Below are 22,240 nucleotides of genomic sequence, written 5' to 3' on the forward strand. Positions count from 1 at the left end.
GCGTGGGTGAGCGGGGGACGGCGGCCGGCGCCCGCCGATGACTCAGGCCGGGCTGCCGATCTGCGCCGGGGCCCGCATCAGGGTGTCGCGGGGCAGCTCACCGAAGACACGACGATAATTGTCGGCAAAACGGGACAGATCCCACAGTCCGCAGCTCAGCGCGATCGCCTTGACCGACTTGCGACTGGAATCGGCCATCGACAGGCCACGGCACGCCGCGCAAAGACGCAGCATCGACAGATACCGGTTCGGCGAGGTACCAAACAGGTCTTCAAATGCATAGCGCAGTGCGCGTTCGCTGACGCCGGCCGCGTCGCAGATTTCATTCATGTAGATATAGCGGCGCAGATTGAGACGCATGAAATGCTCGGCGCGCTGCGCGATCAGATAATGCGTGCGCCGCGCCCGGCTGCAGGTGGGCCGATCGCCCGGGCCGGCGGCCAGCAACGCCTGCACATGCGCGTGCAGCAGCGTTTCCACTGCGTCATCGGCCAGTGCCACGCCCTGCCCACCCAGCGATTCCTCCAGGTGCCGGTACTGCTGCACCAGCCGGTGCACACCGACCCCGCCGGCTGGATGGAACAGCGACAATGCCTGGCCTGCCGGTGGCGTGCTGAGAAGGCTCAGCTGGGTCAGTTTTCGCTGCACCCGCTGCATCGGCGCCAGCAGCAACGTCAGGCGCGTGCCGGCACTGAACGTGAACTCGCTGATGCCCTCCGGCAACACGGTCAGCGCCATCCCGGACGCCAACGGAACACCGTGGCACCAGCTCACCCCTTCATCGGTGTCGTGGACATACCCAAGCAGACACCAGTCGGGCGGCAACATGAAACGCCCACGAAAGTGAAAGCCGCAGGCCAGCGTGCAGAACAGTGCCTCGTCATGCACCACCGCATCGACGCTGGCGCGGGGACCATTGCCATCGAGCAGCACCATCTCGACGTCGCACACCCGCAGCACACCGCCCAGCGTGGCCAGGTCGAACGCCCTGAGGTTGTCGCCCATGTCGCCCACTACACCATCGACCATGACAGTGATGCCCCCCGTTGGCCCGGTGTGCATCGCGCATCACCGGTTTCCCGTCTCCAAGAACTGCCCGCGCTCCTCGCATACTGCAAAATGCTGCTGCGCATTTTCGACGAGTATGCATCAATCCCCACACACGAAGACAAAATCGATGGCCGGAAATTCCGCGGATTACGTCGCTTTCACCCGGCCATCACATAATCTCGATAATTCATTCACCTTCCGGATATTAAATGGGAGCCAACGCAGAACGGTTCAGTCACCGGCAACGCGGGGCTAAAGTTCGGATTATCCGTGCCGATTTTGTGCATCACAGCCCTTCGCATTCGCCGAGCATTTCGTTGAATTTCGATGACGCCACACGCGGCGCCATCGCATCACGGGGGAACGTCATGGACAGGCAGGCAACCGTAGTCGTTGCTTCCGCCGGCAGCCAGCAGCGGCTGCGGCATCCGGGCTGCGCCTTGCAGGCGCTTGCGTTCCGCCAGGCACGGTTGCAGCCGGGATAGTCCGGCCGGCATCGGCGACCCGCATGGGTCGCTCCCCTGCGCCAGGACGTGCGCAGGCCAGCGGAAGGCCCTCCGCGGAGTCGGAACGACCTTCTACATCGCAAGGCAGCTGCTGCCCATCCGGGCCCTGATAGGTAAATGGAGATAACCGTCATGAACGCATCCATCCGCAAGTTCCTGGTCGAGGAAGACGGCGTCACCGCACTGGAATACGGCCTGCTCGCCGCGGTCATCGCCGGCGTACTCGTTGTTACCGGCCGCGCCCAGATCACCGCCTTCTTCACCAATCTGTTCACCCGCCTGACCGCACTGGTCGATTCCGCTGCGGCCTGACCGGTAACAGCGCGCGTCGGTCTGCCCTGACTGCCGTTTTCCCGGCGGCAACGGTGGCGTCTGGCCCGCGGTCCATGTTGATACCGCACAGGGGGATTGTGCCCATGTCGTTTCTTCCCCTACTGGCGCTGCTGCTCGGCGTACAGGTCGCCATCAGCGACCTGTACGCCCGGCGCGTCTCCAACCGCGCCCTGCTGCTCGCTGCGGCCGCCGCGGTGGCCTGGCTGTGCGTGCAGTGGGCGGTCACGCGGACCGGCGCGCCCACTGCCCATGTACTGGGCGCTGTGGCAGGTCTGGTCGCGCTGTTGCCGTTCTACGCCATCGGCTGGATGGGCGCCGGCGACGTCAAGTACTTCGCGGTGCTCGGCCTCCTGCTCGGCTGGACCGCGCTGCTGCCGGTCTGGATCATCGCCAGCCTGTGCGCGGGCGGACACGCGCTGTGCATCTATGCCGTTCGCCGTGTGCGCCCGATGATCCCGCTGCGCCTGCAGTTTCTGCGCGACACCACCCTGCAGCACCTAGAGCATCACCCCGCCACCGACCAGATCCGCCGCGCCCGGCAGGGCCGCGTGGGAATCCCGTTTGCAGCCTATCTGTCGCTGGGCGCCCTGCTCTGGGTTGTCCGGAACACCTATGCGGTGTCGCCGTGACGACCGCGCGCATTCCGCCCGGCAGCCGGCGCCGCCAAGGCGGGATCGCCACGCTCGAGTTCGCGCTGATGCTGATGTTCGGGCTGTTGCCGCTGCTGCTGATCACCTACTCCGGAGTGATGCTGATGGCCGTGCAGCAGACCCTGTCGATGGCATCGGCCGAGGGCGCGCGCGCGTCGCTGCGCTACGCCGCGCCGGACCAGCGCCGACTGGCTGCCTGTGTGGCCGCTCGCCGCTCCATGCAGTGGCTGCTGGCCTACGCCGGTCAGAATCCGGACTGCGCCACCAGCGCCGCGCCGCCGATCATCGTGTCCGCCCCGGCGCCATGCGCCGACCTGCCCAGCGCGCAATGCATCCAGGTACGGGTCAGTTACGACTACCGCGCCAATCCGTTCCTGCCGGGTACCGGCACTGTCTATGGCTGGGTCGTATCCCGGCCCATCACCAGTACCGCCGTGGCCCAGCTGGACCAGGGCAGCAACTGATGTCACTTCCAGGAGACGCCGCATGCTCAAGTTGACCCGCATTGCCGCCGTGTTGCTGATCGCGTTGGCGGCAATCCTGGCGGTGGTCGCCTTCAGCGTCAGCCGGCGTGCAGGCGAGGCGCCGGCCGCACCCGCGCAGACACGTGCCGCCGAGGCGCAGACCTGGCCGATGGTGGAGGCCGTCAACGCCCTGCCCGCCGGCCTGCCGATCGCGGCCAAGGACCTGCGCGTGGCCGGCCGCGCGCAGCCGGTAGCCGGCGGGTTCACCACCGTGGCCGACGTCGTTGGCACCGTGCCGACCCGCGACATCGCCGCCGGCACCGCTCTCGATGGCCTGGTCATCGCACAGGGCTACGCGCTGCGGCTCAATCCGGGCGAGCGCGCGCTGGCAGTACCGGTGGACGAACTGGTGGCTGCGGGCAACCGCATCCAGCCAGGCGACTTTGTCGATGTCTTCCTCAATCTCCGCTCGACGCCCGGTGTCCGCGACGACGGCGATGCACAGGCACGCCTGCTGCTCTCGCGCCTGCGCGTGCTCAGCTATGGTGCGGACGATCTCGGCACGCCCGCCCCCGCGTCTGCTACCACCGACACACCCTCGCCTGCCGACAGCCGCGCGCAGGACATCACCCAGCGCCCGTCCAGCAGCCGTGCCAACGACGCCTCGAGCACCGCGGCGGCGCGCAGCGCGGTACTGGCGGTGCCGGTGGCGGATGCCAGCCGCCTGCTGCTGGGCGCGCAGCAGGGCAAACTGTTCCTGGCCCTGCGCAATCCGGCGGACGTCGGCCAGCCGGACCTGGCGCTGTTCGCGCAACCTGCAGGGGTGCTCGCCCCGCGCCGCGAGCTGACCCCCGAGCAGCGGCTCGCACTGCAGTCGCCCGAGAACGACGCCTACGCCGGTATCGACAGCGCCGCGCTGGCCGGCCGTAGCAGCGCCCGCCCGGTGCCGGTGGCATCGACGGGCAGCGCCCCCCGCCGCAGCGCACCCCGCCTGGACCGTGGCGTGGAGATCATCCGCGGCGACGCCGCCTCCCCCAGCGGCTCGCCATGAGCCACCTGCCGAGACAGCCCATGACCCAACGCCCCACCCCTGCGTGCCGTCTGTTCCACGCCCGAATCCCGGGCGGGTGGCTGCTGCTGGCGCTGATGCTGGCACCCTCCGCTCACGCCAACGCCGACCTGGTGCTGCAGACCCGCGAGCAGCGGCCGTGGACACTGCCGACCGACCTGGAACGCGTGGCCATCGCCGATCCCGGCGTGGCCGATATCGTGATGCTGCGCGGCCCGCGTCAGGCGCTGCTGGTCGGCAAGGCCCCGGGAACGACCACGCTGCTGCTGTGGCGACGCGACAACAGCGAGCCGCAGCGCATGCAGATCGACGTGCGCAGCGCCGTGCAGGGCGCGCTGGGTGACGGCGCCGGCACCCGGTTGACTGTACAGGACGACCAGGGCCTGCTGCAGGGGGTGAGCCCGTCGATGCTGGACCACGCACAGAGCCGCAAGGCCGCCGCAATGGCCATCGGCAAGGAAGGACAGCTCGCCGATGTCGCCACCATCGCCAGCGGCGGTGTGGTGCAGGTCGAGGTCAAGGTCGTGGAGTTCAACCGCACCACACTGCGCCAGGTCGGTGTGAGCTTCTACAACAGCAATGGTGGTTTCACCTACGGGCTCACCCGCCCCGGCGGCATTCCGCCCACCACTGACGACGGCGGCTCCGGCAACGGCGGCGAGACCACGGTGACGCTCAATCCGCTGTCGTCGGCATTCAACCTGGTTGCCAGTTCACTCACCCACGGCTGGTTGGCCAACCTGGACCTGCTGCAGAGCAACGGCATGGCGCGCGTGCTGGCCGAACCCACGCTGGTGGCATTGTCCGGGCAGAGCGCCAGCTTCCTGGCCGGCGGCGAACTGCCGATTCTCGAACCGCAGGGGCTGGGCACCACCACGGTCACCTTCAAACCGTTCGGCATCGGCCTGACCGTCACGCCGACCGTGCTCAGCGCCGATCGCATCGCGCTGAAGGTCGCGCCGGAAGCCAGCGACCTCAACTACAGCACCGGCATCGCCTATAACGGCGTGCTGATTCCCTCCATCACCACCCGTCGCGCCGACACCACGGTGGAACTCGGCGACGGGGAGTCCTTCGTCATCGGCGGTCTGGTGAGCAATGCGGTCAGCTCAAACGTGGACAAAGTGCCTCTGCTCGGCGATCTTCCGATCATCGGGTCGTTCTTCCGCAACCTCAATTACAAACGTGAGGAGAAGGAACTGGTCATCATCGTCACGCCGCGGCTGGTCCAGCCACTGGCCAAGGGAACCGAGCTGCCCCTGCCCGGCCAGCGTGAAGCGGCGCCGAACCAGCCGGTCTGGGGCGCGTGGCTTCTGGGGCCGGCGTCGTCGGACCAGCTCCCCGGCTTCTCACGCTGAGCCATGCCAGGACGCCCCCCGCCATGTCCACCGCCACCATGCATCTGGTTCACCCCCGGGAGTCGGCCATGAAGCTGGTGCTGTACGCGCCGGATCGTGACCTGGTGTCGCGGCTGACGCCGCTGCTGCCCGCCGCCGCCGACGTGCAGTGGCAGGACAGTGGCGCGCCTGCCGCCGCGCTTGAACCCCTGCGTGATACCGGTTGTGTGCTGCTGCTGGACTTCCGCCACGAGCAGGCCGCCTTCTCCGCCGCGCTGGTGCGCCAGGTGCAGGCACAGGCACCGGAGCTGCCCCTGGTGGCGGTGGGCTCCACGGCAAGCGACCAGCTCGCCGGGGTGGTGGCAGCCCTGCGCGCCGGGCTGCGCGATCTGATCGACCTGGATGCCCCGCCGCACGAGATCGAGGCGGTGCTGCGCCGCGCCAGCGCCACGGATGCATCGGTTCGCGCCCCTGCGGCAGTCGCGCACAAGGCGCGCATGGTCCTGCTGCTGGGCGTCCGCGCCGGCGTCGGTTGCAGCACGTTGGCCGCGCATCTGGGCGTGCTCGCCCAGCAGGCTCACAGTCCGTTGCTGGCACAGGAGGAGGATCCGCCGCCCGTGGCGAACCATCTGCTGCTGCTCGACCTCGCGCAACCGGCCGGCGACCTGGCGCTGTACCTCAACCTGGACAGCAGCTTCCATTACGACGATGCCCTGCGCCATGCCAGCCGCATCGATGCCACGCTTGCCCGCACGGCCATGACGCGTCACCCGGCCGGCCTGGCGCTGCTCGGTCAGGCGGCCGGCACCGACGGCACGCCGATGGCCGATCCGGCCGTACTGATGCAGCGGCTGCGTGGCATCTTCGACACCCTGCTGTGCGACCTCGGCGGCGCCTGCGTGCGCCAGATTCCGGTGTCGCTGCTCAACAGCGCCGACGACATCTGGCTGGTTGCCGATCAGGCGATCGGCACCCTGGTCTCCCTCGATCAGGCCCTGACCCAACTCGAGCGCGTCGGTGCACGCGACAAGCGTCTGCAACTGGTGATCAACCGCTTCGACGATGCCAGTGGCATCAGCCCGGCACAGATCGCCACCCGCTTCGGCCTGCCACTGCTGGCCACCCTGCCCGACCGCGCCCGCCTGCGCTCGGCGGCCAGCCACGGCCGGCTGCTGCTGCAGGAGGCTCCACGCGATCCGTATCTACGCGCCCTGGCCCCGCTGCTATCCCGACTGGATCCCGCCGCTGCCCCTGCGGCACGCAGTTGGCGGGAACACCTCGCCCTTCGTCTGAGTGGTAGCCAATGGAAGACAAAGTGACCCCGTTCGCGGCACCCGCCGCGCGCCACGATCCGCCCGCCGATCCGGGCGCGGCGGTGCTGCCGTTCGAGCAGTCCGAGGAGTACCAGAAGGTCCTGATCGCGGCGCACGAACACCTGCTCAATGCGATCGAGGACGAACGCATCGACATCGACGCCTGGGCGCCGGACACGGTCGCACGCTACGTGCACACCCAGACCGCCGCGTTCGTGCAGGAGTGGCGCATCCCGATCAACGAGATCGAGAAGGACATCGTTGCCGCCGCGCTGGTCAAGGAGCTGACCGGTTTCGGCCCGCTCGACGACCTGCTGCACAACCCGGAGATCGAGGACATCCTGATCAACGGTTACAAGGACATCCATGTATCCCAGGGCGGAATGCTCAAGCGCGCACCGCAGCGCTTCAGCGATGACAGCCACCTGCTGCGCATTCTGCGCCGCATCCTCGCCCCGCTCGGCCGGCGTCTGGACGAATCCAACCCGATGGTGGATGCGCGCCTGCCCAACGGCGGCCGCCTCAACGCGATCATCTCCCCGCTCGCCGTCGACGGTCCGATGGTATCGATCCGCAAGTTCCGCAAGGATCCGTTCACCCCGGACGAACTGCTGCGCATGGGCACCTTCGACCGCCCCATGCAGGCGCTGCTGCATGCGATGGTACTGGGTCGATGCAACATCCTCGTCTCCGGCGGCACCAGCTCGGGCAAGACCTCGCTGCTCAATGCGCTGGCCAATTACATACCGCCCACCGAGCGGGTGATCACCGTGGAGGACACGGCCGAACTGTCGCTCAACCATCCCCATGTGGTCCGTCTGGAGAGCCGCATCGGTGGTGCCGATGGCAACGGCGCCGTGAGCATCCGCGATCTGGTCCGCAACAGCCTGCGCATGCGGCCGGACCGGATCGTGGTCGGCGAAGTGCGCGGCGCCGAAGTGCTGGAAATGCTGCAGGCGATGAATACAGGCCATGACGGCTCGATGGCCACCATCCACGCCAACTCGCCGCGCGATTGCCTGTACCGCATCGAGATGCTCGCCGGCTTCGCCGGCTTCCAGGGCAGCGAGGACAGCCTGCGACGGCAGATCGCCAGCGCCATCGACTTCATCGTGCAGATCTCCCGCCTCGGCAGCGGTCGCCGCGTTCTGGTGTCGATCACGGAAATCACCGGCGTCAGCGACAACCTGATCACCACCCAGGAAATGTTCCGTCACGAAGTGCAGTTCGATGCCGACGGCAAGGAGCACGATCGCTGGATCGGACTCGGGTTCCAGCCGCACTCGCACAAGCTCGAACCGTTCCGCCGGCAGTTGCGCGAGGCCCTGGATGGAGGCTACTGACGATGGTCTTCACCCTGCTCCTGGCCAGTGTGGCATTGGTGCTGGTCGCTGCAGCCCTGGCGCTGTGGAGCGGCGCCAGCGCTCGCGAGCAGCGCCAGGTGTCGCTGCAGCATGCCGAACAGCGGCTGGCACGTGGCGGGCCAGGCAGCGCCCTGCCGGAACCGGGCACCGCGCCCACCGGCGGTGCACGGGCCAGCGGCGAGCGTCCGTGGGATGCGCTGTTGCGGCGGGCCGCCCTGCCCACCGGTTGGCGGGTACCGCTGCTGGTGGTGGGAATGAGCCTGCTGGCGACATGGATCGCCACTGCGCGTCTGGGCACGTGGTGGATGGTGCCGATCATGCTGGTGCTGTGCACCCTGGTGGCGTGGTTCTGGCTGAGCCGGCGCATCGCCAACCTGCAGCGCCGCCTGCTGCGCCAGTTGCCGGACTTCCTGGACAATCTGGTCCGCCTGGCCGGGCTGGGCAACAGCCTGCAGATGGCCTTCCAGACAGCCACGGCGCAGGTACCCATGCCGCTGCGCGGTCTGCTCGATACCACCTTGTCGCATACCCGCAGCGGGCTCGACCTGGACCGCGCGCTTGCCCAGGCCTCACAGCCCTACCGGCTCGAGCCGCTCAACGTGCTGGCCGTGGTGCTGGGCGTCAGCGTGCGCATTGGCGGGCGCGCCGACCAGATCCTGCAGCGCATGGCCGATTTCATGCGCGATCTGGACCAGGCACAGCAGGAACTGATGGCCACCACCTCCGAAACCCGCATGTCGGCGTGGGTGCTGGGCCTGCTGCCGCCGATCTGCGCGGTGCTGATGGCCATCGCCAGCCCCGACTTCTTCCAGCCCGTCATCCACGAGCCGCTCGGCCACAAGCTGCTGCTCGGTGCACTGGTACTGGAGGCCGCGGGTGGGTTCCTGCTGTACCGGCTGGCCAAATCGATATGACACGGGGGCATCCATGACCAGCACCGGCTACTGGATTGCGGCCCTGTTGCTGCTGGCGGCGGGGCTGGCCCTGCTCGGCATCCGCTGGTTCATCCTCGGCGGGCACCAGCAGCTTACCGAAGCGGCCCTGCAGTCGGCCCTGCGTCCGCGCGACAGCGCCGCCGCCACCGGCGCGCCGGCCGCAGCGCCGAGTGCACGCCAGCATGGCCTTGCATGGCTGACCGCGTTCGGCCAGCGCTTCAGTGGCAGCCGCATCGAGAAGGCACTGCTGGCGCCGGAGGATCGCCTGCTGCTGGACCAGGCCGGCTGGCACACCAGCACCGGCACTGCGATCTTCCTCGGCCTGCGGCTGGTCCTGGCCGTGGTGTCGCTGGTCGTGGCACTCACCTTCAGCGACAGCACCGGTTTCAACCGCGTGATGCTGATGCTGGCCGCACTGGCCTTCGGCATCCTGCTGCCCAAGTTCGCGCTGCGCGCCTGGGCGACGCGCCTGCGCAGGCGCGTATCGGCCGAACTGCCGCTGCTGATCGACCTGCTGCGCCTGCTGCAGGGCGTGGGCTTCAGCATGGACCAGAGCCTGCAGACCCTCGGCGACAAACTGCGCAACGCGATCCCGGTGCTGGGCCGCGAGATCCACCAGGCCAACATCGCCTACATGCACGGCCGCACCCGTCAGCAGTCGCTGCGCCGGTTGAGCGAGTCGTTCGACGACGAAGACCTGCGCAGCCTGGTCCAGTTGATCATGCAGGTGCATGAACACGGCGGCGCGGTGCAGGAACCGCTGCGGCAGTTCAGCGTGCGTCTGCGCGAACAGCGGCGCAGTTCACTGAAAGAAAAAGTCGGCAAGCTCTCGGTGAAGATGACCGTGGTGATGATGCTGACGTTGTTGCCGGCCTTGATGCTGGTGCTGGCCGGTCCGGCCATCATCGCCCTGGCCACCGCCTTGACCAGGATCGGGTAAAGACCATGCCAAGCCCCATGTTGCCCCGCCTCGGCACTGTCGTACTGCTGGCCACACTGTGCGCGGCCTGCGCCTCCACGCGGCCGGCGTCGTACCGCCAGGACCCGATCGCCCAGGCCTCGCCGGAGGTGCCGCCGCAGGAGGATCGCGTGCTGTACCTGGACCTGATCGCCAAAATGCAGAAGCAGGGCGCGTTCTACGCCTCGCTGGCGCATGTGGATGCCTACCGGCAACGCTACGGCGACAACCCGGCGCTGCGGCGGCTGCATGCTGACGCCCTCCGCGAAACCGGGCAGCGCGATGCCGCGCTCGCCGCCTACACCGGATTGACCACGGGCCCGCAGGCCGCAGCCGCCTGGCACGGCATCGGCCTGATTGCCGCGCGCAGCGACGACGACGCCCGTGCCGAGACCGCGCTGGCCCGTGCGGTGCAGCTGCAACCGCTCAATACCGATTACCTCGGCGACCTCGGATTTGCACGGCTGCGTGCCGGGCACTGGGACCGGGCGCAGGCGCCGTTGGCGATGGCCGCCGAGCTGGCGCCCGGCAACGTCAAGGCCAATGCCAACCTGGCGGTCTGGGCACTGCTGAGCGGCCAGCACGGGACCGCCGAGCGGATCATCCGCGACGCCCGCCTGCCCGATGGCGCACGCGAGGAAATCCAGCGCCTGGCCCAGCAGCTGCGCCAGCGCGCGGCATCACGCACTGCGGCCGCGGCTGCGCCGGCCCGTGTCGCGCCCGCGATCGCGCCAGCGCGCGAGCGCAGCACCCGCCTGGCCGGCGACGCCAACCGCCCGTCTGCCAGCGGTGATGCGCGCCTGGCGCCTTCCATGCTGGAGCGCTTCAGCGCCACCGATACCACCACGGGGACCACACCATGAACGAGCACGTCATGACCCGGATCGCATTCGCACCCGCGCTGCGCGCGTTGACCGGCTTTGGGGTGGCGGCAGCGCTGCTGCTGGCAGTGGATGCCCGTGCCCAGCAGCCCCCGTTGACCGGCAGGATGCTCGCCGAGCCCCCCCTGCCGACGCCGACGCCGCCCGCGCGCGCACCTGCGCCTGGGGTGCCGGCTCCGGACAACGACGCGGGTTGGCAACCGCCGCGTGCGCCGGCATCTGCAGCGCCGGCACCGACCCGGATCGGCGACACCACGCGCGCGCTGCTGCAGCTCCAGGCCGCCGGCACGAGCGCCGGCACGCGGCTGCCGATCCTCGGCGACCAGGCGGCCGCCAGCTACGCGCGCTACCTCAAAAGCTTCGAGCACGAGATTCCCGAGTACATGAAGACCAACGTGCGCAAGGATGTTTCCGGGTCCAACGACGGAGGCTGATGCCATGAACGTACCTGGCCCTGCCGGGGCGCCCCGCCCGGCCCCCCGTGTGCTGCGCATGCAGCAGCGCGGCGGCATGTCGGTGACGATGATGCTGGTGATGCTGGGCCTGGTGATGATGCTGGGCCTGGTGGAGATCGGCTTCCTGTACTGGGCCAAGCGAGATGCACAGAAGGTGGCCGACCTGGCCGCGCTCGCCGGGGCGCAGCGGCTGGAACTGTGCGCGGCCAACCAGGCCGACAACAGCGCGGCGCGCGGCAACGCGATCACTGCCAATCGCTTCCCCGGCACGGTGCAGGTGCAGTGCGGCAACTGGAATCCGGCCAACCCCGCCGCCGATCACTTCACCACCACGCTCGGCCCGCAGGCGCCGTTGAATGCAGTGCGCGTACAGGCGCAGCGTTCGGTACTGCCGTTCTTCGGCCAGAACACGACCCTGCCCACGCTGCAGGTCCAGGCCGTTGCAATGCGCGCCCAGCCCACCGCCGTGTTCAGCGTCGGCTCGCAGCTGCTGCGGGTCAACGGCAACACCCCGCTCGGCAATGTGCTGCGGCTGGTGGGCGTGGACCTGGACCGCACCACCCTGCTCGGCTACGACGGCCTGGCCCAGGCGCACATCACCCCCGGCGGCCTGCTGCAGGCGCTCGGCATCGAGGTCGCCGCCGACATCGGCATCGCCGAGTTCAACCGGCTGCTGGCCGCCAACCGCATCTCGCTGGGCCAGCTGCTGGATGCCACCGCGACGGTACTGGCACAGAGCGGCGTGGCCAACGTCGACCTGCGCGCACTCAAAGATGCGCTGGCCACGCAGATCAACATCGACCAGGCCAACCTGCAGCTTGGCTCCAGCGATGCCGGCAGCGGCCTGTTCGCACGCATCGTGGCCCCCGAAGGCCCGGCCTCCAGTGCACTGCGTGCCGACGTCAATGTGATGGACCTGCTCACCACCGGCATCAGCATCGCCAACGGCGGGCGCGGGGTCGACGTGGACAACCTCAGCGTGCTCGGCCTGGTCAACGCCAAGGCGGCCATCATCGAACCGCCGTCCATCGCCATCGGCGGCGTGGGCACGCGCGCCTACAACGCGCAGGTGCGTTTGAACGTCGATGTGGACAGCAATAATCTGGTGGGACTCGGCCCGATCCTGTCCACCCTCGGCGTTCGCCTGCATCTGCCGATCTACGCCGATGTCACCAACGCAATGGGCACGTTGACCGCACTGCAGTGCGGTGCCCAGCCCCCCACGGCCACCATCAACGTCGAGTCCTCCGTGCTGCGCGCCTGCGTGGGCAGGGTTGACCCGGCCAACCGGTTCTCCACCCGCAACGTGTGCGAAACCACGCTGGAGAACGAACAGATGCTGACCCTGCTTGGCGCCACCCTGGTCAACGACAAGATCCGCCTCAACGGACTCACCCATGCCGAAAGCGTCACCCTCGCCGCCGGCGAAACCGCCTCGACCCGCATCAACGCCGCCCTGCTCGGCGATACAGTCGCCGCACTGGTCAACGAACTGCTGCGCGTGCTGGGCAACGTGCTCAATCCCGCACCGAAAGGTCTCGGCACGGCTGAAACCGCCAACCGTCTGGCCGAGCAGTACCTCAAGGCCGCCAATCCGGATCCGGGAAAAAAGTACGACGTGCACGCCACCATCGACCTGCTGAAGAACGGTGCGCCTGCACGCGGTATCGAGCCGATCGGCACCTGGAACATCCCCAAGGGCGTGCCGTATCCCTGCGGCCTGATCACATGCTTCCGCGACGGCACAGTCTGGGAAGGCTATGAGGCCGCGGTCACCGGCAACGGACAGGGCCTGCTCGGCGGCGTGCTCGGCACGCTGCTCGGGGGCCTGGTGATCAACCGCTGCAACAGCCTGCTCACCGGTCTGCTGGCCTACAACGCCTGTGTCAAAGGCAACCTCGCGTCCTACCTGCAGACCGCCGAGGAAGGCGTGCTCGACAGTTTCCAGGGCAGCGGCAGCGTGGTCGACCCGTCCACCGACACGGTGGCGTGCAGCGGGCTGCTGTGCCTGGGCCTGAAACCGGTGCTGGACCTGCTCAAGCCGATCCTCAACGGCGTCGGTACGCTGCTCACCCAGACCCTGGCGCAGGTGCTCGGGCTGGAACTGGGACGGACCGACGTGCACCTGCAGTCGATCAACTGCAGCCCTGCGCAGCTGGTCTACTGAGCCGCTCCCGCCCGCGCGCAGGGGGCGTGCGGACCCCGCCCCGCTGCATGCTAGACTGCCGCGGGGACTTCACATCACCGTTGAATCCATTCGTGGATGGCCTGAATATGCGAGAGAGAAAAGGGGTTGATTCCGCCACCAGGCGTACGCTCGCCGGTGGGATGCTGTTGCTGCTGATCACGGCTGCACCGCAGGTGCTGGCCGCGCGGGCGCCGCGCGCCGAAGCGCCTGTCGAACCCGCGCAGCGTCCGGTACCCACGGTGCGCAACAGCGTGGACGAACTGCGGCAACTGGTGGACTCGCGCCAGCTGACCGAGCTGCGCACCACTTACAACGGCAGCTACGGCGCGAGCCTGCTGTTCAACACCAGCACGCTGAACTATTACGTGGCGCTGTTCCACGAAAAAGAGTTCTGGCGGGTGATCAAGACCGATTCGGTGGACAACGCAGAGAAGGTCTACCGCACGTTCGTGCAGCAGACCGAAGAGCTGGCCCAGGTGTATATCGACACCACGCGTCTGCAGGCCGGCAAGCGCTACACCGAGAATCTGGTGGCCTACAACGCCCAGCGCCTGCAGAGCCTGCAGCAGGAAGCCGAGCTGCAACGCCAGCAGTCGCTGCAGGTCAGCGCATCGCTGCAGGAAGCCAAGCAGCAGGCGGTCAGCCTGAGCACCGATCTGCGCAGCACGCACAGCGAGCTGGACGCGCTGAACCAGCGCATCCAGCTGCTGCAGGCCCAGCAGGGCAATCCCGAGCTGTCGCTGCCCACGCCGGAGGCAGCACCGGTTCCGGCACCTGCCCCGTCAGGCCAGTCGGGCACCCCGTAACACCTGCGGGCCGCGCGCTCCCTGCCTGCCAGGGAGCGTTGCTCGAACAGTGCGCACCGTGCGCTATGCTGATCCCCGATCACTGTTCGATCGTACGCAAGGAATGCCGATGCCTTTCCCGCCGCTGCGACCCGTAGTGGGCCTGGTACTGTCCCTGCTCGTCACCGTCACCGCCGTGGCTGCGCCGCCACTGACGGCCGCGCAGTCCGATCCGGTCGCGCTCGGCTGGATGCAGGGTGCACCACCACCGGAAGACAAACGCATCCGCTACACGGACGAGGACTACTTCGCCTTCCCCAAGCTGCGCTGGACGGTCTGCCATTTCCGCCAGTTGATGCCCACCGTGGGCGTCAGCCGCGGCGAAGGCGCCGCACGCCCGATGACGCGCCGCCTCGACAGCGCGCTGGACGCCGTGACATTCACCCCGCTGGGGGCCACCGCGCCGATGCGCTGGGCAGACGCGCTGGATGCCACCTACACCGACGGCATCGTGGTACTGCACGACGGCGTCGTCGTCTATGAACGCTACAGCGGCTGCCTGGATGCCGAAGGGCAGCACGGCGCCATGTCCGTCACCAAATCGATGACCGGCCTGCTCGGTGAGATCCTGGTCGCCGACGGCACCCTGGACGAGAACGCCCGCGTGGATGCCATCGTGCCCGAGCTGCACGGCAGTGGCTTCGGCGATGCCACGGTCAAGCAGATCCTGGAGATGACCACTGGCCTGCGCTACAGCGAGGACTATGCCGATCCCGACGCCGACGTGTGGCAGTACGCGGCGGCCGGCAGCACCCTGCCGCACCCGCCGGGCTACCGCGGCCCCACCAGCTACTACGATTATCTGCGAACCGTACGCCCGCAAGGCGCGCATGGCGAGACCTTCGGCTATCGCACGGTCAATACCGACGTGCTGGGCTGGATCATCGCCCGTCGTTCGGGCCAGTCGGTGGCCCAACTGCTCGAGTCCCGCGTGTGGCGTCCGTTGGGTGCCAGCCAGGACGCCTATTTCACCGTGGACTCCAGCGGCACGCCGTACGCCGGGGGCGGTTTCAACGCCGGTCTGCTCGACCTCGCCCGGGTCGGGCAACTGCTGCTTGACGACGGACGCATCGACGGGCGCCAGGTGATTCCGGCGGCGGCCATTGCGCGCATCCGCGCCGGTGGCGACAAAGCGGCCTTCGCCCGCGCCGGGTATGCCCAGCTGCCCGGCTGGAGCTACCGCGGCATGTGGTGGATCACCCACAACCCGCACGGCGCTTACATGGCACGCGGCGTGCACGGCCAGGCGCTGTACGTGGACCCCACCGCGCGCGTGGTGATCGCCCGGTTCGCCTCGCATCCCACCGCCAGCAACAGCGCCAACGATCCCATCACCCTGCCCGCGTTCGACGCCATCGCACGCGCTCTGATGGTCACGCCCTGACAGGACACTCGGTCGCCCCTCCCCACCTCGCATCACGTGCGACGGATGCGGAGTGTCGGCGTCTGCCCGACGTGGGTGCCGGCCGCACTGCGCGACGGAACCGCAGCCTGCATTTCCGACGCGCCGGTGGCCTGGCGGCCGGGTGAATGCCATCGTTCACGCCATAGGACGGTCAGGCCATAATCTGACTACTACCGCCCCTATCGTTCCACCAATATTGTGATCTCCAACAGAAATCGCCCGGCACGCCCGGGATGGAGATCCCTATGAAGAAGGTTCTTGGCGTCTACAGCGCCCCCCGCCCGCACTGGGTCGGCGATGGCTTCCCGGCCCGCTCGCTGTTTTCCTACACCACGCACGGCCAGCACCTGAGCCCCTTCCTGTTGCTGGATTACGCCGGCCCGTACCGGTTCGAGCCCACCGACCAGCGCCGCGGCGTGGGGCAGCATCCGCACCGCGGTTTCGAAACGGTCACCATCGTCTACGAGGGCGAGTTGGAGCACCACGATTCCACCGGGGCCGGTGGCCATATCGGCGCCGGCGATGTGCAGTGGATGACCGCCGGCGCAGGCATCCTGCACGAGGAGTACCACGCCTCGTCGTTCGCACGCAGCGGCGGCACGCTGGACATGGTGCAGCTGTGGGTGAACCTGCCGGCGGCCGACAAGATGGCGACGCCGGGCTACCAGACTCTGCTCGACCGCGACATTCCACGGATTGCCCTGCCCGACGGGGCCGGCACCGTGCGGGTGATCGCCGGCAGCTTCGAGGGCCACGCCGGCCCCGCCCGGACCTTCACGCCGATGGATGTCTGGGACCTGCGCCTCAAGCAGGGTCATCAGACGTTGCTGGAGGTCGCTGCCGGTCGCACCCTGGCGCTGGTGGTCCTCAAGGGCAGCGTGACCGTCAACGACCAGCAGGTCGCACATGAGGCCCAGCTGGTCATCCTCGATCGCGACGGTCGAGGTGTCTCGATCGTGGCCGATACGGACGCCACCGTGCTGCTGCTCAGTGGCGAACCCATCAACGAGCCGATCGTCGGGCACGGGCCGTTCGTGATGAACACCGACGCCGAGATCGCCCAGGCGATGCGCGACTTCAACAGCGGGCGCTTCGGCCGCATGGCCGCCACCCCGCACTGACCCCTGCGGCCGTGCGCTCTGCACGGCCGCGCCCCTCAGCGCAGGCCTGCCGCCCGCGTTGCCAACGCGTCATCCCCCAGGAGCCCCATCATGGCCAGTGAACCGATCCGCGATCCCGCCAGCGACCGGCCGGCGCAAGCTGATCATGACCGCACTGTGGACCGAAGCCTGCCTGACCTTCCCTGCGCTGGATGCGCTGCGCGAAGGCTACGAGGTCTACGTGGTCGTCGATGCCGTCGGCGGCACCTCGCTGGCCGCGCATGATGCCGCGTTGCGCCGCATCGAGCAGGCCAGTGGTGTGCTGATCAGTGTGACGCAGCTGTTCTGCGAGCTTCAGCGCGACTGGAACCGCAGCGACACGGTACCGGCCTTCATCGATCTGTTCATCCGGACCGGCGGCACGGCCGGCATCCAGTTCGCTTACGACCGCGCCCCGTAAGCCGGTTCCCCAACAGGTGAATGTGCAGGCGCGGACTTGGCAGGACTCCGCGCCTGCGGCACGATTGAGCATCGACGAACACAGGGAACAGATTCGACGATGCCCGGGGTGCCCGTACTGCGCCTGCCCCTGCAGGCGACTCTGCTGTCGCTTGCGTTCCTGCTGGCGGGTTCACTGTGGCAGTGGTACCCGCCGTGGATGCCGCTGTCGGCCGATACGGCCCCCCTGCCGGCACCGCTCTGGACAGGCCGCACCCTGGCGTTTGTCGAGCGCGCTGCCGAACCCCTGCTGCTGACCTGGCTGATCGGCGTGGTGCTGACCCACGCCCTCGGCCTCCACGACCTGCATCACCGCTGGCGTGCCGGCCTGGTGTTCGTCGGCCTGCTGATTGCAGGGCATGCCGCCGGCCTGGCCCTCTCCGGGCTGCTGCAGCCGCTGGGTCCGCTCGCCCCGGTGCTGGTACACGGGGCCGAACTGCTTGGCTGGGCCAGCCTGCTGACCCTTGCCATGTTTGCCGCGGTACAGGCCGGCCACCCGGCCCGCACCACCCGGCCAGCGGATGTCCGCACCGGCGTGGTGGCCGTGTTCGGGCCCTCCTGCCTGCTGGCGATGTGGAGCGGCTGGACATTCCTGCTGGCAAGCCTGATGGATCTTCCGCTGATCTCGTATGTGCCCACTCAGGTGCCGCTGCCGATCCGTATCGCGATGCCGATGCTGCTGGTGGCTATCGCCGTGGTCGGCACGCGCGGCGTGTGGGACGGGCTGGCCGGCCTGGTGTCCCCGGTGCCGCCCGCGCGCAGCGCGGCCGCGGCCCTGCTGGCGTGCACGGCCGCGCTCGCCCTGCTCACGCCGCTGGCCGGACTCGTCGCTCTGGTCGCCGCCACCGCCGAACGGCCGTGGCTGAATCTGGTGACCGCCGCTGCCGTCATCGCGCTGTCGCTGCTGGTGCAGTACCTGCTCGCACGTTGGCTGGCGCGCCCGCTGCTGCTCGCGCGCAGGACGCCGCGCCCCCAGCCGCGCGCCCGCGCGCGCGCCTGATCGTTCTCGCAGCTGCAACCCCGCACCCCGCCTCACCGGCACGCCTCGAACACCGCATCGTCCAGGCGCCGGGACAGCGCCAGGTCGCGCGTCAGCCCCGCCGCGCGATGCGCCGCTTCGCGCCGCTGCCGGGCCGCAGCGCAGGCCTGCGGATCGCGATGCACGGAGATCAGATGGCCGCGCACCCCCGGCGCTGCCGTGGCGCGACCACGGCGGGCGGCAGGCATCGCTTGCCGGCCACGTCGCGCGGCAGCGTCACGTTTCAGCTCCCGTCGCAGCGCTTCCACATAGGCGGCGTAGTAACGCACCGGGCGGTGCTGTACCGCACTCCAGGTCTGCTCGGTGCGGCCCTCCGGGCACGCCGCCGACTGATACCGCGCCTGCCCGGCGGACACGCATTTGTACACCGTCTGGGCATGCGCGGGCATGCAGGCCAGCCACACAAGTACGCTCCAGATCATCCTGTTCATTCGCCCCACGCTCCCCTGTTTCATCGTGCCGGCAGCATCGCCGAGGGGGGCTGGATAAGGTGCCGACGTGCGTCGCAACCGTACAACGCCGCGCTGTTCCCCTACGTCACAGCGCGCACAAAAAGGCCCGGCAGTGCCGGGCCTCCAGGGATGACGCGATGTGCTGCATTACAGGAAGCGGTAGTCGAACTCCAGCCACAACTGGCGGCCGTACGGGTCGTAGTTGCCCACCGGATAGAACGGCCAGCCACCGCCATTGCGGTCCGCCGGCGGCCGGCTGTCGCGCAGGTTGTTGACGATCAAGCCCAGCGTGGCGTTGTCGTTGAGCCGGCGGTACAGACTGGCGTTGTAGGTCATGTACGGCGCGATGCGGCCACTGCCGTCGGTCTTCGGCAACGAGCCGTAGCGCATCCCGTACAGCGTCGCGGTCCAGTCGTTGATCGCCCAGGTCACGCTGCCGTTGATGCGGCTGCGCCACTGGTAGGAATCCAGCGAATTGCGCTGGTCCTGGATGGCATCCCCGTCGAACTGCCGGTAGTCGTGGTCGATCACCAGTGAGTACGCAAGGCGGCTGGAGAAGCGCCCGTAGCGCCCGGCGTCCCAGCGCAGGTTGGCCTTCAGGTCCACGCCGCGCACCGATTCGGCGGCCGCATTGATCGGATTGATCAGCACGCGCACCACCTGGTTGGACTGCACGGCGGCGTCGGCCGGGTTGCGGATCACCCGGCGCAACGCGTCCTGGCATTGCGCCGAGGCGATGTCGCGGGCGTCGCCGCCGACGGTCTGGCCCAGCCGGCAGTCGGCCTCGTCCTTGAGGATGCGGGTCGAATCCAGGTTGGTGACTTCGTCCTCGATGCGGATGTCGTAATAGTCGACGGTGACATCCAGGTTGGCCGACGGCGACCACACCGCGCCCAGCCCGTAGGAGCGTGCCGTTTCCGGCTGCAGCTGCGGGTTGGCACCACTGGTGTAGTCGATCGCCAGCCCGCTGTAGTCGCAGTCGTCGTAGGCCTGTCCCGCAGTACGGCACCGCCAGTAGTCGGTCATGCCCGGGTTGTAGCCGCGCGTCTCGGTGGCGAACACGTAGTTCATGTCGGGCGCACGGAAGCTGCTGGCCGCACTGGCGCGCAGCAGCAGCGTATCGACCGGGCGGAATTCCAGACCGGCGCTCCATGTGGCCTTGCCGATGTGATCGCCGGCGGCGCGGTACTGGTCGTACCGGCCGGCCACAGTGGCGGTCAGACGCTCCAGGAGCGGCAGCTGCAGCTCCACGCCGGCCGCGTAACGGTCGCGCTCACCGCCAGCGGGAATACCGGCGCTGGTGTTCCAGAATTCACCGGTCGCCAGGCGCGGATCGGGACGGTTGCGGTAGCCTTGACTGCCTGCTTCGACCACCGCGGCCAGCGCGGCCCGGCCACCGGGCAGGGCGAACAGTTCGCCGTTGACACTGACGCTGGCGGTCTGCAGCCAGGCCGCATTGCGGCTTTCCTGGGTATCCGACAGCCCGTCGTACTCCGTGGGCGACAGCGGCCGGTACAGGCGCGTCGGGTCCGGTGCGTACACGTCCACTCCGTTGCGCGTGCCAAGCTTCGGCCCGAGCAGATAGTCGTTGATGCCGGCCAGCAGTACCGGGCGGCGCGTGCGGTTCTCGTAGCGCGAGCGGCTGTAGGCCGCTTCATAGTCCCAGTCCGAGCTGCCAAGGCTGCCGCGCGCGCCCACGTTGAATGACCACGACTGTTCCAGGAAGCGGTTGGCATTGCTCTGCACGCCGCCGATTTCTTCCGGCGCGAAGCGTCGGTACCAGGTTTCCAATTGGCCGCTGTTCTGGTTGTAGAAGTAATTGCGCGAGGACGTCCAGGTCGGCGCACGGGTGTTGTTGTAAATGCGTGCGGTACCGATGGCGGCGTCCGCGAACAGTTCCTGGCGGTCGTTCAGGCGCCAGGTCAGCGCGCTGTAGGCGTCGATGTTGCGTTTCTCGGTCTGCACGGTCCAGAACGTGGCGGCCGCGTCGTTGCTGCCGCAGTAGGCGCCCTGCCGTGGATTCTGCGCGCGGAACACGCTGCCACCGTAGAGGCCGCTGGTCGCATCGCAGCCATCCAGGCCCGGATCGATGTAGTTGCCGCTGCCCGCATTGCGGCGATACGCCACCGCGGTCGGCAGCGGCGCAACGCCGCGCGGATCGTCGGTCAACGAATCCATGAAGTCGCGTTGCGACCCGTAGATCGCCTTGCGGTTGCCAAGTTCCAGACCGAAGATCGCGTCCCACTGGTCGCCCGAGCCACCACCGACCGCCTGCACGCGCTGGTTGTCGCCGCCGCCCTGCTCGGTGGTGCCGGCGCGCACGTTGATGCCCACGCCATCGTAGTGGCGTTTGAGGATGATGTTGACCACGCCGGCGATCGCATCCGAGCCGTACACCGCCGAGGCACCGCCGGCGAGGATTTCGATCCGGTCGATCAGGGCGCTGGGAATGTTGGCCAGGTTGACCACGTTCACCGAGCCCTCGTAGGCCAGCGGATAGTCCGACTGCCGCCGCCCGTTGACCAGGACCAGCGTGCGGTTAGGGCCAAGTCCGCGCAGGTTGATGGTGTTGGCCGCCGGGGTGAAGGTGTTGCCGAAGTCCTCACCCTGCACGTTGCCGGTGTTCTCGGTCAGCGCGCTCAGGGCCTCGAACGCGCTGCGGTAACCCTGCGCCTCGATCTGCTCCTGGGTGATCACCGTCACCGGCGACGGCCCCTCCACACTGGCACGGGGGATGCGCGATCCGGTGACTTTGACGGCGTCGAGCTGGGTAGGTGCCGTGTCCTGGGCAGCGGCGGCCAGCGGCGCCAGTCCGAGCAGGGGCAACAACGACAGGGCCAGGGGATGCGGACGCAACGAACGGTGGAGCAGAGACATGCAGGTTCCAGGGTGGGGAAACGGAGCGCCGGCGCGCGCGATGCAAGGGATGCGGGCCAGGAGGGGCGCCAGTCTGCTGAATGGGGGCCTGCGGGTGAAATGACCGACCGGGATATGCATATCGGGTTTCCGACTAAGCGCAACGCGCGGTCATCGCCAGCGGCTACACTCCGCGCCATTGCCTGCTGGAGCCTGCCATGAGCGCCCCCGATACCCCGCTGGTCTTCTACGTCAAGCTCCAGGTCAAGCCCGAACGGGTGCAGGACTGGCTCGACGCGCTGCACACGCTGGTGGACCGCATGGCGGACGAGCCGGCGTTCGTGTCCTGCGACCTGCACCGCGATGCCCAGGACCCCACCCTGTTCACCCTGTACGAACGCTGGAACGAGGCCTCCGTGGAGGACTTCCTGGCGCACCAGTCGACCGACTACCGCGCCGCCTACGACGCGCTGCTCCCCGAGCTGCTGCAACGCCCTCGCGAGCCGCAGGTGCTGGAACTGCTGCAGAGCTGGCGCTGAGCC

At 68.5% G+C, this 22,240-nt stretch carries 21 protein-coding genes; 18 read left to right on the forward strand and 3 right to left on the reverse strand.

Features of this window, described 5'->3' with window-relative positions; translation table 11 throughout:
• Positions 1-42: 42 nt before the first annotated feature.
• Entirely contained in the window at positions 43-1,029 is a 987-nt protein-coding gene (locus ACPEH1_RS13810) for an AraC family transcriptional regulator (protein WP_136004895.1), read from the reverse strand.
• A 659-nt stretch (positions 1,030-1,688) separates the two neighbouring features.
• Here ACPEH1_RS13810 and ACPEH1_RS13815 point away from each other — a divergent pair.
• The 17 genes from ACPEH1_RS13815 to ACPEH1_RS13895 all read left to right on the forward strand — a co-directional run bounded on the left by ACPEH1_RS13815 (position 1,689) and on the right by ACPEH1_RS13895 (position 18,351).
• Positions 1,689-1,868: a Flp family type IVb pilin gene (locus tag ACPEH1_RS13815; protein ID WP_017356197.1), complete on the forward strand. Its 180-nt coding sequence runs from the start codon at positions 1,689-1,691 to the stop codon at positions 1,866-1,868.
• Positions 1,869-1,972: 104 nt separating this feature from the next.
• Positions 1,973-2,518: an A24 family peptidase gene (locus ACPEH1_RS13820; RefSeq protein WP_287251378.1), complete on the forward strand. Its 546-nt coding sequence runs from the start codon at positions 1,973-1,975 to the stop codon at positions 2,516-2,518.
• Between the two features lie 68 nt (positions 2,519-2,586).
• Positions 2,587-3,003 carry a hypothetical protein gene (locus ACPEH1_RS13825; protein ID WP_051008608.1) on the forward strand — a complete coding sequence of 139 codons (417 nt, stop codon included), beginning with the start codon at positions 2,587-2,589 and terminating at the stop codon, positions 3,001-3,003.
• A 22-nt stretch (positions 3,004-3,025) separates the two neighbouring features.
• Entirely contained in the window at positions 3,026-4,054 is a 1,029-nt protein-coding gene (gene cpaB / locus ACPEH1_RS13830) for a Flp pilus assembly protein CpaB (protein WP_423715940.1), read from the forward strand.
• 20 nt (positions 4,055-4,074) lie between these two features.
• On the forward strand, positions 4,075-5,430 hold the full coding sequence (locus ACPEH1_RS13835) for a type II and III secretion system protein family protein (RefSeq protein ID WP_136004901.1): 1,356 nt from the start codon (positions 4,075-4,077) through the stop codon (positions 5,428-5,430).
• A 23-nt stretch (positions 5,431-5,453) separates the two neighbouring features.
• On the forward strand, positions 5,454-6,728 hold the full coding sequence (locus tag ACPEH1_RS13840; RefSeq protein WP_243746250.1) for an AAA family ATPase: 1,275 nt from the start codon (positions 5,454-5,456) through the stop codon (positions 6,726-6,728).
• On the forward strand, positions 6,713-8,065 hold the full coding sequence (locus tag ACPEH1_RS13845) for a CpaF family protein (protein ID WP_166473066.1): 1,353 nt from the start codon (positions 6,713-6,715) through the stop codon (positions 8,063-8,065). The genes ACPEH1_RS13840 and ACPEH1_RS13845 overlap by 16 nt, the downstream gene beginning before the upstream one ends.
• A 2-nt stretch (positions 8,066-8,067) precedes the next feature.
• On the forward strand, positions 8,068-9,000 hold the full coding sequence (locus ACPEH1_RS13850; RefSeq protein ID WP_423715941.1) for a type II secretion system F family protein: 933 nt from the start codon (positions 8,068-8,070) through the stop codon (positions 8,998-9,000).
• Between the two features lie 13 nt (positions 9,001-9,013).
• A complete protein-coding gene (locus tag ACPEH1_RS13855; protein ID WP_166473067.1) occupies positions 9,014-9,961 on the forward strand; it encodes a type II secretion system F family protein in 948 nt (315 codons plus the stop codon).
• Between the two features lie 17 nt (positions 9,962-9,978).
• Complete coding sequence (locus ACPEH1_RS13860) at positions 9,979-10,842, forward strand: Flp pilus assembly protein TadD (protein WP_423715942.1); 864 nt, start codon at positions 9,979-9,981, stop codon at positions 10,840-10,842.
• Between the two features lie 11 nt (positions 10,843-10,853).
• Positions 10,854-11,294 carry a DUF3613 domain-containing protein gene (locus ACPEH1_RS13865; RefSeq protein ID WP_423715943.1) on the forward strand — a complete coding sequence of 147 codons (441 nt, stop codon included), beginning with the start codon at positions 10,854-10,856 and terminating at the stop codon, positions 11,292-11,294.
• Positions 11,295-11,352: 58 nt separating this feature from the next.
• Positions 11,353-13,482 (forward strand): TadG family pilus assembly protein, encoded by a 2,130-nt coding sequence (locus ACPEH1_RS13870; RefSeq protein ID WP_423715950.1) that lies wholly within the window; start codon positions 11,353-11,355, stop codon positions 13,480-13,482.
• A gap of 107 nt (positions 13,483-13,589) precedes the next feature.
• A complete protein-coding gene (locus ACPEH1_RS13875; protein WP_026071028.1) occupies positions 13,590-14,309 on the forward strand; it encodes a DUF2968 domain-containing protein in 720 nt (239 codons plus the stop codon).
• A 109-nt stretch (positions 14,310-14,418) separates the two neighbouring features.
• Positions 14,419-15,732, forward strand: coding sequence for a serine hydrolase domain-containing protein (locus ACPEH1_RS13880; RefSeq protein WP_229296400.1), 1,314 nt, complete (start codon positions 14,419-14,421; stop codon positions 15,730-15,732).
• Between the two features lie 266 nt (positions 15,733-15,998).
• Positions 15,999-16,874, forward strand: a complete 876-nt coding sequence (locus ACPEH1_RS13885; RefSeq protein WP_153164020.1) for a pirin family protein — start codon at positions 15,999-16,001, stop codon at positions 16,872-16,874.
• A 97-nt stretch (positions 16,875-16,971) separates the two neighbouring features.
• Positions 16,972-17,313, forward strand: a complete 342-nt coding sequence (locus ACPEH1_RS13890) for an isochorismatase family protein (RefSeq protein WP_423715944.1) — start codon at positions 16,972-16,974, stop codon at positions 17,311-17,313.
• Between the two features lie 99 nt (positions 17,314-17,412).
• On the forward strand, positions 17,413-18,351 hold the full coding sequence (locus tag ACPEH1_RS13895; RefSeq protein WP_423715945.1) for a hypothetical protein: 939 nt from the start codon (positions 17,413-17,415) through the stop codon (positions 18,349-18,351).
• Positions 18,352-18,383: 32 nt separating this feature from the next.
• On the opposite strand, the gene ACPEH1_RS13900 is transcribed toward ACPEH1_RS13895, so the two are convergent.
• Both ACPEH1_RS13900 and ACPEH1_RS13905 read right to left on the reverse strand, forming a co-directional pair.
• Complete coding sequence (locus ACPEH1_RS13900; RefSeq protein WP_312706887.1) at positions 18,384-18,821, reverse strand: DUF4124 domain-containing protein; 438 nt, start codon at positions 18,819-18,821, stop codon at positions 18,384-18,386.
• A gap of 168 nt (positions 18,822-18,989) precedes the next feature.
• Positions 18,990-21,719 (reverse strand): TonB-dependent receptor, encoded by a 2,730-nt coding sequence (locus ACPEH1_RS13905; protein ID WP_423715946.1) that lies wholly within the window; start codon positions 21,717-21,719, stop codon positions 18,990-18,992.
• A 197-nt stretch (positions 21,720-21,916) separates the two neighbouring features.
• Between ACPEH1_RS13905 and ACPEH1_RS13910 the strand changes: the two genes are divergently transcribed.
• Complete coding sequence (locus ACPEH1_RS13910) at positions 21,917-22,237, forward strand: putative quinol monooxygenase (RefSeq protein ID WP_017355998.1); 321 nt, start codon at positions 21,917-21,919, stop codon at positions 22,235-22,237.
• Positions 22,238-22,240: the final 3 nt, after the last annotated feature.

It is taken from the genome of Stenotrophomonas sp. NPDC077421 (assembly GCF_049545505.1).
Classification (GTDB): domain Bacteria; phylum Pseudomonadota; class Gammaproteobacteria; order Xanthomonadales; family Xanthomonadaceae; genus Stenotrophomonas; species Stenotrophomonas nematodicola.